Source organism: Bradyrhizobium sp. NAS96.2 (assembly GCF_001908235.1).
Classification (GTDB): Bacteria; Pseudomonadota; Alphaproteobacteria; order Rhizobiales; family Xanthobacteraceae; genus Bradyrhizobium.
Genome location: NZ_LGHK01000116.1, coordinates 1 through 13,538, shown reverse-complemented (window position 1 = coordinate 13,538; position 13,538 = coordinate 1). Strand labels below are relative to the sequence as shown.

Sequence of the window (13,538 nt, the reverse complement as noted above, 5' to 3'; positions counted from 1 at the left end):
GCGGGGCGGGCGGCGGCGCGTCGCTGCGGTTGAGCAGGTCGGACAGCCAGCCGTCGCCGTTGTTGTTGGGGCCTGCCGGGCTGACCGACGGGGCCTCGGTGCGGCGCGAGCTCGCCATGCCGAGATCGGGCGGCGGCAGCGTCGAAGCGCTGTTGCCATTGTCTCGCACGCTGTCCCGCATCCGCACGTCGGCACGGCCGGCGGCAGCAGCCATCACCGGCTCCTCGTGGCGGACGCTGGCGCGGTTGCTCGAGACCACGTCGAGCCCGCGGCCGTGATGAGCGACAATGCGGTTCAGCTCGGCCAGCGCCTCGATCTGGTCGACGATCACCTTGCGCATCTGCGCGGTGTTTTCGGCGGCCTCCTGCGGCATCTCGAGCACGCCGCGGCGCAGCTCGTTGCGGGTGGCCTCGAGCTCGCTGTGCATCTCGCTTGCCATCTGCTTCATCGCCGTGACCATCGCGGAGAACTTCTCCGTCGATTCCTTGAACATCGCATCGGTCTCGGCGTTGCTCTGCTGGTAGAGCTCGTTCATCGCGTCGACGGTCTGCTGACGCTCGTTCTCGGCCGCCTGGCGCACCGCCTCGAACTGCCTGCTGATCGCAGCCGAACCGGCGCCTGCGGTCTCCGCCACCACGCGGGCGATGTCGCGGGCGCGTTCCTCGGCCGCCCCGAGCGATTCATCGAGCAGCCCGGTGAAGCGCGACAGCCGCTGGTCGAGATCGGTGGTGCGCAGGTCGATGGTCGTGACCAGCGCTTCCAGCGCCTCCTTGCGCTCGCTGACGGACGCCGTCGTCGAGCGGTTGGCCTGCTCGACCACGGCAGCCGCCTCGATCAGCGCCTTGCCATGGGTCTCGAACTGGCTCGACAGCGCGCCGAGATCTTCCAGCGCCTTGCCGGTCTTGCTGTTGAACACCGTGAGCTGGTCTTCCAGCGTCTGGGTCGCCACGCCGTTGCGCGAGGTGACGTCGTTCATGGCGGACACGAAGTCGGCCACGCGGGTCACCAGCGCGCGCTCCAGCGAGTTAAGGTTGTCGTGGGCGCCGGTCAGCACTTCCTGCAGCAGGATGTTGCCCTCGCGCAGCCGCTCGAACAGCGCCACCGTATCGGTGCGCAGGATCTTGCTGGTCTCCTGCATCTCGGTGACCGCCGAGATCGAGACCTGGCGCGACTGGTCGATTGCCGCGCGCGAGGCGTGCTCGAGCTCCTTGAGCGACTTCGCCACCGCGCCGGTCGCCTGATCGCCGGCCGAGGTGATGTTGCGCGCGACATCGCCGCCATGCGCCGCCATCGACTGCGAGAAGGCGAGGCCGCGGGTTTCGATCGCCTTCAGCGCGTCTGCCGTGGCGCGATCCATGTCGGCCGACAGCTGCGTGGTCTTGGCGGTCAGCGCCTCGACCAGCGAGCCGCGGCGGCCGTCGACCATCTGCGACAGACGCTCGGCCTGCTGCTGCACATAGGTGACGATCTCGTCGGTCTTGCCGGTCATCGCCGAGCCGAACGCGCTGGTGGCGGACAGCACCGAACGCTCGATGTCGGCGGACGTCGTCTTGACCTTGGTCGAGACCTCGTTGGACATGGTGATCAGTGCGGCCTGTGCGTTCTGCGCAGAGGTCTGGATGTTGTCGGTTGTCTTGGCCGTGACCGAACCCAGCGCGCGCTCGATATCGGTCGAGAGTGTGCGGATCTGCGCGGCGGCATCGGCGGAGGTCGCCGCAAACGAGCTCTGGGCTTCGCGGGCGCTGCCCAGGATGGTCTGCGCGGTCTCCGCGCTGGCCGTGGTCAGCGAGCGCTCGATCTCGACCGAGATCGCGCGGATCTGGGTTGCGGCCTCGCTGGACGTTGCGACGAACGAGTTCTGGGCATCGCGGGCACTGCCGAGGATCGACTGGGCGGTGTTGGTGCCGACCGACGTCAGGGTGCGCTCGATATCGGCAGCCAGCGACTTGACGTGGTTGGCTGCATCCGTCGACGCGGTGACGAGGGCGTTCTGCGCCTCGCGGGCGCCGGCCGTCAGCACCTCGACGGTGCCGGAACCGGCCATCGACAGCGCGCGCTGGATGTCGGCGGCAAGTGCCGACACCTTGGTCGCAGCGTCGGTCGACGCATTGACCAGCGTGCTCTGCGCTTCACGCGCACCCGACGTGATCGATTCCGCGGTGGCCGAGCCGGCCATCGATAGCGAGCGTTCCATGTCGGCCGCGAGGGTACGGACCAGATCGGCGGCCTCGGTGGACGCACCGGCCAGCGTGCTCTGGGCCTCGCGGGCGGAGGCGACGACGGCTTCCGCGGTGGCGGAGCCGGCCATCGACAGCGAACGCTCAATGTCGGCCGACAGTGTCTTGACCAAATTGGCGGCCTCGGTGGATGCACCGGCCAGCGTGCTCTGCGCCTCGCGGGCGGAGGCGACGACGGCTTCCGCGGTCGCGGTACCGGCCATCGACAGCGAGCGCTCGATGTCGGCCGACAGTGTCTTGACCAGATTGGTGGCGTCGGTCGACGCACCGGCCAGCGTGCTCTGGGCCTCGCGGGCGGAGGCGACGATGGATTCCGCGGTGGCGGTGCCGGCGGTCGAGAGCGAGTGCTGCATGTCGGCCGCGAGCGAGCGGACGAGGTTGGCGGCTTCGGTGGAAGCGCCGGCTAGCGTGCTCTGGGCCTCGCGGGCGGAGGCGACGACGGCTTCCGCGGTTGCGGAACCGGCCATCGACAGCGAGCGCTCGACGTCGCTGGCGAGCGACTTCACCTGTCCCGTAACGTCGGTCGAGGTCGAGATCAGCGTGGTCTGGGCCTCGCGCGCACCGGTCATGATCGCTTCGGCGGCAGCAGAGCCGGACATCGACAACGATGCCTCGACATCGGCGGCCAGCGACTTGACCTGACTTGCGGCTTCGATCGAGGCGCTGACCAGCGTGGTCTGCGCGTCGCGGGCGCCCGACAGCACGGAGGCTGCGGTGGCGCTGCCGGCCGCCTGCAGGGTGCGTTCGACGTCCTCGGACAGCGCCTTGATCTGCGAGGCGACGTCGCCGGAGGCGGACACCAGCGAGACCTGCGCATCGCGGGCACTGGTGAGGATCGAGTTGGCGGCGCTGGTGCCGACGGCGGTCAGCACGCCCTCGACCTCGGCCGAGCTCATCTTGAGCTGGTTGCCGACATCGGCGGACACGGTGAGCAGCGCCTGCTGCGCGGTGCGCGCGCCGGTCTGGATGGTTTCGCTGGTGTTGACCACGAGGTTGGTCAGCGAGCGCTCGGCGTCCTCGACATGCGACTTGATGCTCGACGACAGCAGCTCGGCGCGGGACATCAGGTCCTCGCTGGCCTGGCGGCCGCTGCTCTCGATGCGGCCGGCGACGGCCTCGACGCGCGAGCCGAGCAGGTCTTCGAACTGCGCGACGCGGGTGTCGATGTCGCCGGCGATGACGCCGACGCGGCTCTCGATGCCCTGCTGGATGTCGGCGAAGCGCGCCGAGATGGTGTCGGTCAGGTTCGAGCTATGGCCGCTGATGGTCTCGACGAGGCGGGTGTTGTGGCCGTTGATGGTGTCGGCGAGGCGGGTGCTGTGGCTGTTGATGGTGTCGACAAGGCGGATGCTGTGGCCGTCGATGGTCTCGGCGACGCCGTTGATACGGTGATCGACCGCGGCGATCGCCTGCACGGTGCCCTCGGTCAGGGTCGTGGTGAGCAGGCCGAGGCGCGAGTCGATCGAGTGGATCGCCTGGGTGGCGCCTTCGGTCAGCTGCGTCGCGAGCGTGCCGAGATGGCCGTCGATAGTGTCGGTGACCGACTTGGCGCGGCTCTCGAAGGTGACCTCGATCGTCTTCATGCGGCCGTCGATCGCATCGTCCAGCGACTGCAGGCGGCCGTCGAACGAGCCGATCCTGGTGGCAAGCGAACTGTCGAACGACGACAGCTTGTCGGTCAGCGAGGCGTCGAGATTGGTGACGCGGCTGCCGAGGGTGGTCTCGAACTGCAGCAGGCGCTGGTCGAGCGAAGCGGTGATCTCGCCGCCATTGGTGGTGACGCGATTGTCGAAGGTGTCGACATAGGTCTTCAGGCTGTCGGCGATATCCTGGGTCCGCTGGCCCATGCGCTCGACGATGTCGCCGCCGAAGGTTTTCACGGTACGGTCGAATTCCGAGATGTGGCGGGTGATCAGCGCGCCGAGCGTGCCGGAGTCGCGGGCGAATTTCTCGGCGAGCTCGCTGCCGTGGTTCTTCACCAGGTCGTCGAACGCGCTCATCTGCAGCGACAGCGAGTCGTGCGCGGTCTCGGTCTGGCCCACCACCTTGGCGACCAGCGAATTGACGGTGACGTCGAGCGCCTCGCTCGCGCGGTCGCCGGACGTCATGATCTGGCCGGCGAGGCGGTTGCCGGCGTCGTCGATCTTGCTGACGAGGTCGTTGCTGCGCAGCTCGAGCTCGAGCAGCAGCGAGTCCGCGGAGTTCTTCAGGGAGTCGTGGACCTCCTCGGTGCGGTCGGAGATGCCGTCGACGATGGCAGACGAACGCTGCTCGAACTCGCCGGTGATGCGGTCGATGCGCTCGTTCAGCATCTCGTGGACGCGGTCGGCCAGATCGACGAACTCGTCATGGACGTGGCCGGTCTTGAAGTTGAGGCTGGTGGTGAGCCGCTCGGAGGCGTCCATCACCGCGCGCGTGGTCTCGGCGCTGGCTTCCTCGAGGCGGTCGAGCAGGTCGCCGCCGCGCTCGCCGAGCGCGAGGATCATGTTGTCGCCGGCATGGCTCAGCGCGGTCGTGATGTGCTGGCCGCGCTCTTCCAGCGCGCCGGTGATGCTCTTGGCGACCTCGTCGACGCGCGAGGCGATCGCGTCGGAGATTAGCGCGATGTCGTGGCGCAGGTCGATCTGCACGCCGGAGATCGCGCTGCGCACCTGCTCGGCCTGGCCGACCAGATTGTCGCGCTGGTGAGCGATGTCCTGCAGCAGCGCGCGGATGCGCACTTCATTGTCGGAATAGGCGCGCTCGAGCGCCGCGACCTCGTTGGCGACGAGGGTCTCGAGTTCGCCGGCGCGCGCGATCGCGCGTTCGACGCCGTCGCCCATCGCCGCGACTTCGCGGCGGATCGCCTGGCCGACCGTCACCATGGAATCGGCGGCGGCGTTTTCCGGCTCGGAGAATCGCATTGCGACCTGCGCCATCGATTGCGCGATCATCTGCATGCGCTGGCCGTGCGAGGCGAGGCTGGCGAGATAGTAGAACAGCAGAATCGGAACGGCGAACAGCGCGGCGAGGCCGGCGAGCACCAGCACGCCGGTGCCCTGGGCCATCGACGCCTGCAGTGCGGGCCAGAACGCGATGGTGAGGATCACGCCGCCGAGCAGCCATGCGCCGGAGCAGACGAAGAACAGCGTGAAGGCGTTGCGGGCGCGCCCTCCCTGCAGCGTCTGCAGCATCTGGCCAATAGTCTCGCGATCATCATTGGCGGCGCGGCGAGGGGCACGCGGTTCTTCGATCGGCTCGAAGGCCGAACGGTCGGTATTCGGACGCTGATCGAACGAGGTGGCGGAAAAATCCGCGGCCGACGGCGGCAGGCTGGGCGGCGCCGCGCCTTCGTTGAGGGAGCTGCGGTTCTCCGCGCTCTGTTCGCTGATGTTGAGGGCTTCCTGGATGGCAGAAAGCGCGACTTCGGTGGGATCTTTGACCTTCTTGGGAGTGTTCGCCATGTTCAGTCTGAGCCCTCTCACTATTTTACGCGTCGGCGAGCCTGCGATCGTCCCCACGCAAGCTCGAAGCCGGTGCCCACAAGCGGAGCGCAAGCGCCCCCTCGGCGGCTTGTCCGCTACATCCGCAAACATCCTATGGGGAGAGTGATGCGAATGAAATGCTTGCGATTAATACTTTCTTAATCATCGTTAACAGCTTTGCGCCATAAGGCCTTATGGGTACTCGAAATTCCCGGCGCAGAGGGTCGATTGTGTCCGGAAATTGTCCAGAATCGGGCGGTTTTGCCGATCATCCCGACAACAATTCGTTAACCAGTTTCGTGATTGGCTCGCCGACGGTCCGCCGGTGAAGGCCCGGTGGAAACGACAGGGACTGGCCATGCCGCTTCATCTCGAACGGGTTGAATGGACCCAATCGCCGCCGCTCGCGCCTGGCGACGGGCCGATCGACGTCGATCACCTCCGGCGCATGACGCTGGGCGATCCTGCCCTGGAGCGGGAAGTGCTGGCGATGTTCTCGACCCAGTCGGCCCGGATCCTTGGCGAGCTCGCTGCCCTGCCGCCCGACGCACCGACCCATGCCCACACCCTGAAGGGATCGGCGCGGGCGATCGGCGCCTTCGGCGTCGCCGAGGCGGCCGCCAACCTGGAAACCGCGCTGGTCGGCGGCTTCGATCCGGCCCAGCCCCTTGCAGCGCTCGGGGCCGCGATTGCCGAGGCGCGCACCGCGATCGAGCTGATTCTGGGCCGGTCCTAGGCCTCCCCAATCTCCGGGGCCTACCGCAGCGGCCGGGATGCCGCCCCGGGGCCGGCCGGCAGGTTTTCGGTCTCCGCGCTGGCGCTGTGCGGATCGACCCGTTATACGACTGCCCGGGACCTTTCCATCCATCGTCCGGCGCATTCCGGCAGCACGAGCAATCATGGCCAAAATCCACTTTATCGACCATAGCGGCGAGAAACGCACAGTTGAGATCGAGAACGGCGCGACGGTGATGGAAGGCGCGATCCGCAACGCCATTCCCGGCATTGAAGCCGAATGCGGCGGCGCCTGCGCCTGTGCAACCTGCCATGTCTATGTCGATGAAGCGTGGCGCGAGAAGGTCGGCGCGCCGTCGCCGATGGAAGAGGACATGCTGGATTTCGGCTTCGACGTGCGCCCGAATTCGCGGCTGTCCTGCCAGATCAAGGTGACCGACGATCTCGACGGGCTGGTCGTGTCGACGCCGGAACGGCAGGCCTGAGGTCCGTTACTCGCCGTCCGGATTGACGCCGCGACGGACCCAGCGGCGGAAGTTCTCCCTGACCTCCGCCGGCAGCGGCGTCGGCCTGCGCGTGGCCTCATCGATCATCACGGTGACCGCCTTCGCCGACGCCACGCATCTCCCTTGCGAAAACACCACCTGATCAAAGGTGGTCGATGTCCGTCCGAACTTCACAAGACCGAGCCCGAGCTCGATCTGGCCCGGCCAGTGCAACTCGGCGCGGAAATGGATGTCGAGACGCACCATGATCCAGCCGAGCCCGGCCGGCATCAGCCCCATGCTGAGGTCCTTCACCAGCGTGACGCGGCCGGTTTCAAAATAGCTCGCATAGACGGCGTTGTTGACGTGGCCATTCGGGTCGAGATCGGCAAACCGCACATTGTCGGACAGCCGATAGGGGAAATCTTCCAGGCGTGGCGTGTCATCCACGCGGACAGGGGCGTTCACGAGAATTGATCTCCGTCAGTTTCTGTCCATACAGCCGAGTTACGAAGGCTCGGCAAGGGGTTGCCGCGCCAGCCGCTGTCCCTATTATGCATGTCACGATCCGGCCCACTTGGCTGGAGAGGCGAAAAGCCGTCCAGTCGACCTCAACTGAAAAGAAGCGGACATGAGCGAAGCGATCAAGACCGATGTGCTGATTATTGGCGCGGGCCCCTGCGGACTGTTCGCCGTGTTCGAACTTGGCCTGCTCGACATGAAGGTGCATCTGGTCGACATCCTCGACAAAATCGGCGGGCAGTGCGCCGAGCTTTATCCCGAGAAGCCGATCTACGACATTCCGGGCATTCCCTTCGTCACCGGCCAGGGGCTCACCGATCAGCTGCTGGAGCAGATCAAGCCGTTCAACCCGACCTTCCATCTCAACGAGATGGTGGAGAGCATCGAGAAGATCGGCGATCCCTTGTTCCGCGTGAAGACCGATGCCGGCAAGGAGTTCGAAGCCAAGGTGGTGGTGATCTCCGCGGGCGGTGGTTCGTTCCAGCCGAAGCGTCCGCCGGTGCCGGGCATCGAGGCCTATGAAGGCACCTCGGTGTTCTATGCCGTACGCAAGATGGAGCAGTTCCGCGACAAGAACATCCTGATCGTCGGCGGTGGCGACTCCGCGCTCGACTGGACGCTCAATCTGCATCCGATCGCCAAGCGCATCACGCTGCTGCACCGGCGCGATGATTTCCGCGCGGCGCCGCACAGCGTCGAGCAGATGCGCTCGCTGGTTGCCGACGGCAAGATGGATCTCAAGATCGGCCAGGTCACGGGGCTCGAAGGCGCTGGCGGTCAACTCTCGGGCGCCGCCTTGAAGGGCAACGACAATGCGATGTCGACGATCGCCTGCGATACGATGCTGCCGTTCTTCGGGCTCACCATGAAGCTCGGTCCGGTCGCGAACTGGGGCGTTGCGCTCGAGAACAATCTGGTGCCGGTCGACACCGCCGCGTTCGAGACGAACGTTTCAGGCATCTTCGCGATCGGCGACATCAACACCTATCCGGGCAAGCTCAAGCTCATTCTATCCGGCTTCCACGAGGGCGCGCTGATGGCGCAGAAGGCGCACCGCTACGTGTATCCGGACAAGCGGCTGGTGTTCCAGTACACAACCTCGTCATCAAGTCTGCAGAAGAAGCTTGGCGTGAACTGATTCCGCTCCGGCAGCGACGAATGCCAGCGGCATGGGCCATTTCCCGCGCGGCACGGGTACTGGAACGCCCCGTCAAATGGCCGTAGTCTGCGCGTAGTCGAGTTTGTCGATTGATCAGGTGATGATGATGCGGAACACGCGATCCAGACTTCGGCTGATCTTGGCGCTCGCCGCGGCCTTTGCGCTAGCTGCTCCGCCTGCGGCGTCCGCGGCCGAGCTGTCGGCGGCCGGCCTCTGGCAGAAGATCGAGGACGGCAAGCCCGAGGGCTGGTTCCTGGTGATCGAGCGCAACGGCCTGTACGAAGGCATGATCGCAAGGATGTTTGCAGCGCCCGGTGATCCGCCCAATCCGGTCTGCTCGAAATGCACCGACGATCGCAAGGACATGCCGTGGCTCGGCATTCCGCTGATCCGCGACATGAAGCGCAACGGGCTCGCCTATGAAGGCGGCAATGTGCTCGATCCGCGCAATGGCAAGGTCTACAAGGCCAAGATGACGCTGAGCGCCGACGGGCAGACGCTGACCATGCGCGGCTATCTCGGCATCTCGCTGTTCGGCAAGGACGAGGTCTGGACCCGGCTGCCCGACACCGCGATGGCGCAGCTCGATCCCGCGATCGTCGCCAAATATCTGCCGGCGCAGGCCGCAGCGGTGAAGCCGCCGCCGGCGCCCGTGCCCGCGACGAAGCGGCACTAAGGACGTTTCACGCTCCGATCCAGGATTACGTTCGCGTTCGCAGGGCGCGAGCGTTCAGCGCTGCTCCGGTGCCGTCGGCAATGGCGCCACCGGCTCGGAAAGCACCTCGGGCACCGTGGTGTTCAATTGCAGCACGGTGGCGGCCGCGGGCACCGCCGCATCGGCCATCGCCGCATGACCTTCGGCGCTGGGATGCACCGCGCCGCCATACACCGCCGACAGGATGCCCCATGTCGCGTCGTGGATGTCGGTTGGCTGCATCGAGGACGGCAGGCCCTGCGGGTAGGTCATCGCCGCGAAATAGCTGTCATTGGCGTCGCGGATCCAGCGCGCGCGCGGCAGATAGGCGCGGTATTCGCCGGCGCTGCGGCCGCATTTCAGCGGCTGGCTCGCGGCGGCGACGATGTCGGAGACGAAGCTGTCGCCGTTGGCGGCGAAGCAGTCGCGGTCGAACTCCGGATCGGTCGATGCGCGTGCGCAGAAGCCGTGGCTTGCAAACGCGTCCTGATGCGCATCGACGAAGGTCATGCGGTCGGCCTGCGGATTGCGGCAGATGATGCCGGACTGGCACTGCGCGATCGCCTTGAGCTGCGGCAGGAACTCGTTCTGCACGAAGCTCGAGACCGAGGCGAGCCGCTTCGGATCGGCGTTGAACGAAGGATGGATCTCGAAACCGGCGCGGCCGCCGGGGCAGGGCGCGCCGCCATTGGCCAGCGCCGGATTGGCATAGGCCGTGTAGATCACGTGCGAGAGGTCGCCGCCGACCAGCGGCTTCAGCGCATCGCGCAGCTTGGCGAAATCGGCCGGCAGGTCGCGCGCCAGTGCCGAACGGGCATCGTCGACGCTGGCCATCGAGCCGCCCTGGCTGAACAGCGTGCGTTCGGTCGGCGTGTCGACGATCACGTTGGCGACGAGGCCGGAGAAGTAGATGTCGTTGGCGCCGATCGACAGCAGCACGAGATCGAGCGCGCGGTCGGGCTGCCGGCGCTTGGCGGCTGCCAGTGCCGTGCGCAGCTCGGCGATCTGTCCGTTGACGGTGCCCGAGCAGCTGCTCGCGGTTTTGGTCGGCAGACATTCGCGCGCCTGCTGCGAGCCGAGCAGCCCGTCGGCGATGGTGGCGCCGGTGCAGGCCAGCGGCAGATAGGTCACTGCGATGTGCGGATACTGCACGGCGAGCGCAAGCGCGGTGCGGGTCTGGTAGCTGTACAGCGAGCGATGACAGGCCGAGTTGAGCCACAGCGCGCTGTGGCGCTGCCAGTTCGCCAGGGTGTCCGGCGCTTCGCAGGCGCGGCCGCCTTTGAAGCCGGCGCGGCTCGGCCGGTAATATTGCGCTCCGCCGAGATAGGAGCGGAAACAGAATCCATCGTCGGAGAGTGCGATTGCGCGATCGGGATTGCCTTCGCCCGACGCGATGCTGTCGCCGAGGCCGGCGATCAAGAGGTCGCGCACCGCGATCTGCGTCGTCACGCGCTGGTTGGCGTCCGAGCCGCTGGCGACGTCGACGGTTGCGACCGTGGTGCGGCCGTAGCGGACGCGCAGATTGACCGGCTCGGCGCAATCGAAGGTCTGGGATTGCGGCCCGTCGCCGTCATCGAACGACCAGGCGCAGGTCGCACCGACCGGAACCGGGCCGGTGAGCCGCACGACGATCGGGTGATCGATCGGCGTCAGATAGCTTTCCTTGACGTTGTCGCGGGTGCAGGGCTCGCTGACGCGGCCCTGCAGGTCGATGCAGAGCCGGTTGACCGTATTGCGGGCCCAGCCGCGGCCGTCGCTTTGCAGTTCCAGCGCCTGTTCGGAGGCCAGCACGCTGCGGCCGAGCCCGCTTTCGACATGCAGGCGGAAATCGCGTTCCTCGCGGAACAGGCGGAAGCGGTTGCGGACCTCCCAGGAGATCGAAAGCTGGGTATCCTGCGCCTCCGCGGCTGAGGCCAATACCGCCGCAAGCGCGCTGCCGAGCAGCACGCTGCAGATCGTCACACGAAACGAAAATCGAACCAAAGAGCCAATCATGGCGCGGTTTGACGCGAGTGGTACGGCGAAAATAAGAGAAGCGGCTGCAGGGATCAAAAACCCGGGATCGAACAAACCCGGGCCAGGGGCTGATAGCGTTGCTGATAACGTCGCTGTTACCGTCGCAGCCGCCTGATCTGCTGCTGCCGGCTTTCGATCGGTTGCCGCACGGTCGCCGAAGCCGTGCAGGCTTGGCTTAATCTTTTTCGTTCTTGCCATGGCCGCACCACGTTGAGCCACAGCTCGCGCATGCCCATGATCGAGATCGAGATACCGAACGGGATCAGGAAATAGAGGATCCGGAACACGACCAGCGTCGCCAGCAACTGCTCCTTGCTGAACTCCGGCAGCGCCACCAGCATCGCGGCGTCGAACACGCCGATCGAGCCGGGGGCATGGCTCGCAAAGCCGAGCAGCGTCGCCAGGATGAACACCACCGCAAGCGAGACGAAGTCGATATGCGGTTCGGTCGGCATCAACAGATACATCGCGAGCGCGCAGAAGCCGAGATCGACCACGCCGATGATGATCTGCAACAGCGTCAGCTTGGCCGAGGGCAGCACCACCTTCCAGCCGTTCTGGCCGAGCTCGCGGCGCTTCTCGCCGGTCAGCAGCCAGACGAAATAGGCGCCGATGCCGGTAAGGCAGCCGAGCGCGATCAGCCGGTTCATCGCCGGCGGCAGCAGGTCCATCGCCGATGCCGCCGCGGGGTGCCAGGCCATGCCGAAGCCGAGCACGAACAGATTGCCGAGCCAGAAGGTCAGGCCCGAGAGAAAGCAGATCTTGGCGACGTCGATCGCGGAGAGGCCGTAATCGGAATAAATCCGGAAGCGGATCGCGCCGCCGGTAAAGACGGTGGCGCCGATATTGTGGCCGATCGTGTAGCTGGTGAAGCTCGATAGCGCTGCGATGCGGTAAGGGACGTGGTTCTTGCCGATCGTGCGCAGCGCGAAGAAGTCATAGAAGGTCAGCGTGCAGAACGCTCCGACCACGCAGAGCGCCGCCAGCGCGATCCGGTGCGGCGCGATGTTAGTCAGCGCGGTGAGGATGATGCCGGTATCGACGCCCTTCAGGGTGTGGACCAGCGTCGTGATCGCGAACACGATGATGAGCACGCTCGCAGCGATCCCGAGCCGTTTCCAGCCGATCTTTTCCTTGAAGCCACGCCCGAGCGTGGTCAGCAGCCGAAGCATTCATCCTCCCGGCAGGGACAATTTCAGTGGGACCCGGTCACGGACGGCGACGGGTGACGGGCAAACGCACCGTACGCGATGACCCATAAGGCAAAACCGATGCGTTGTGCAGCCCTTGACAAGCCAACCTTAGGCTCCTGTCCAGCGTTGTTGTCATACTGGCTACATATGTTCTCGCTCTGCGGAATGTGAGTCGCGGCCATGTCGCGCACCGCGCCGGGACCGCAGCGTGTTCCGCCGTCGTTCGGCCATTCATGGCGATTTCGTCGGCATTTTTGGCGATTTTGCCGCCGTTGCGGGGACCATGGGAGCGAAGCGAATAGACGATATGCATCGGCATGGGGGAGGTCGGGTCCGGCTGCGGCGTTTACCAAAGTGTGAAGTCGATGCGCGCATCTGCGTGATCGGGCTGTGAACCGCGGTTGGGGCCGGAATGAGGCGCCCGGAGGCCGGTCCGTAGGTCTATTGAGGCAAAACGCCGCGCAACATTGCCGTGGCCGCATGGCCCCGGCCGCCATCGCAATGCCACACTTCGATCGATGACGAAGTATCATTGAGAAACGAAGACCTATCTCTCGCATTGGTTGCGCAGAGCGAGGTCAAGACCATGAAACGGACATCCCTGAACCTCCGGCGCGTGCCGGACCAGCGCGCGGCGTCGCATCGGCGATCGGCCGGGCTTGCGGCGACGTTGACGCTCGCAGCCATGAGCCTCGGTTACGGCGTCGTGCAGCTCGACGTCACTATCGTCAACACGGCGCTCAACGCGATCGGCGCTTCGCTGGGCGGTGGTGTGGCCGAGCTGCAATGGGTGGTCAGCGCCTACACCATCGCGTTCGCCGCCTTCATCCTGACCGCGGGCGCGCTGGGCGACCGGATCGGCGCCAAGCGCATTTTCATGGCCGGCTTTGCGATCTTCACCGCGGCGTCGGTCGCCTGCGCCGTCGCGCCTGATGCCGTGACGCTGATCGCCGCGCGCTGCGTGCAGGGACTGGCCGCGGCMTCCTGGTGCCGAACTCGCTCGCGCTGCTCCGCCACGCCTATGCCGACGAGA

Annotated in this window: 9 protein-coding genes and 1 pseudogene; 6 read left to right on the top strand and 4 right to left on the bottom strand. The window is 66.1% G+C overall.

The window, feature by feature from the left end; all coding sequences use genetic code 11:
* The coding region (locus tag AC628_RS24250; protein ID WP_074129241.1) for an apolipoprotein A-IV repeat region-like domain-containing protein at window positions 1–5,680 on the bottom strand (5,680 nt) is incomplete at its 3' end.
* Window positions 5,681–6,059: 379 nt separating this feature from the next.
* On the opposite strand from AC628_RS24250, the gene AC628_RS24245 reads away from it, so the two are divergent.
* Together AC628_RS24245 and AC628_RS24240 are read left to right on the top strand one after the other, a co-directional pair.
* Entirely contained in the window at window positions 6,060–6,437 is a 378-nt protein-coding gene (locus AC628_RS24245; protein ID WP_074129239.1) for an Hpt domain-containing protein, read from the top strand.
* A 163-nt stretch (window positions 6,438–6,600) separates the two neighbouring features.
* The gene (locus AC628_RS24240; RefSeq protein WP_018272592.1) at window positions 6,601–6,921 is read left to right on the top strand and encodes a 2Fe-2S iron-sulfur cluster-binding protein; all 321 of its coding nucleotides are present in this window, start codon (window positions 6,601–6,603) and stop codon (window positions 6,919–6,921) included.
* Between the two features lie 6 nt (window positions 6,922–6,927).
* Here AC628_RS24240 and AC628_RS24235 read toward each other — a convergent pair whose 3' ends face one another.
* Entirely contained in the window at window positions 6,928–7,389 is a 462-nt protein-coding gene (locus AC628_RS24235) for an acyl-CoA thioesterase (protein WP_074129238.1), read from the bottom strand.
* Between the two features lie 163 nt (window positions 7,390–7,552).
* Between AC628_RS24235 and AC628_RS24230 the strand changes: the two genes are divergently transcribed.
* Both AC628_RS24230 and AC628_RS24225 read left to right on the top strand, forming a co-directional pair.
* Entirely contained in the window at window positions 7,553–8,581 is a 1,029-nt protein-coding gene (locus AC628_RS24230) for an NAD(P)/FAD-dependent oxidoreductase (RefSeq protein WP_074129236.1), read from the top strand.
* 127 nt (window positions 8,582–8,708) lie between these two features.
* Window positions 8,709–9,278 (top strand): DUF2147 domain-containing protein, encoded by a 570-nt coding sequence (locus AC628_RS24225; RefSeq protein ID WP_074129243.1) that lies wholly within the window; start codon window positions 8,709–8,711, stop codon window positions 9,276–9,278.
* Window positions 9,279–9,332: 54 nt separating this feature from the next.
* On the opposite strand, the gene AC628_RS24220 is transcribed toward AC628_RS24225, so the two are convergent.
* A complete protein-coding gene (locus AC628_RS24220) occupies window positions 9,333–11,291 on the bottom strand; it encodes an SGNH/GDSL hydrolase family protein (RefSeq protein WP_074129234.1) in 1,959 nt (652 codons plus the stop codon).
* 116 nt (window positions 11,292–11,407) lie between these two features.
* Entirely contained in the window at window positions 11,408–12,484 is a 1,077-nt protein-coding gene (locus AC628_RS24215; protein ID WP_074129233.1) for a lysylphosphatidylglycerol synthase transmembrane domain-containing protein, read from the bottom strand.
* A 229-nt stretch (window positions 12,485–12,713) separates the two neighbouring features.
* Between AC628_RS24215 and AC628_RS43120 the strand changes: the two genes are divergently transcribed.
* Both AC628_RS43120 and AC628_RS24210 read left to right on the top strand, forming a co-directional pair.
* The gene (locus AC628_RS43120; RefSeq protein WP_143201770.1) at window positions 12,714–12,899 is read left to right on the top strand and encodes a hypothetical protein; all 186 of its coding nucleotides are present in this window, start codon (window positions 12,714–12,716) and stop codon (window positions 12,897–12,899) included.
* A 192-nt stretch (window positions 12,900–13,091) separates the two neighbouring features.
* Window positions 13,092–13,538 (top strand): annotated as a pseudogene (locus tag AC628_RS24210) (MFS transporter); the annotation flags it as partial.

Coding starts and splice junctions, on each gene's coding strand:
- AC628_RS24240 (WP_018272592.1), top strand. CDS start 6,601: ATGGCCAAAATCCACTTTATCGACCATAGCGGCGAGAAACGCACAGTT.
- AC628_RS24215 (WP_074129233.1), bottom strand. CDS start 12,484: ATGCTTCGGCTGCTGACCACGCTCGGGCGTGGCTTCAAGGAAAAGATC.
- AC628_RS24225 (WP_074129243.1), top strand. CDS start 8,709: ATGCGGAACACGCGATCCAGACTTCGGCTGATCTTGGCGCTCGCCGCG.
- AC628_RS24245 (WP_074129239.1), top strand. CDS start 6,060: ATGCCGCTTCATCTCGAACGGGTTGAATGGACCCAATCGCCGCCGCTC.
- AC628_RS24220 (WP_074129234.1), bottom strand. CDS start 11,291: ATGATTGGCTCTTTGGTTCGATTTTCGTTTCGTGTGACGATCTGCAGC.
- AC628_RS24230 (WP_074129236.1), top strand. CDS start 7,553: ATGAGCGAAGCGATCAAGACCGATGTGCTGATTATTGGCGCGGGCCCC.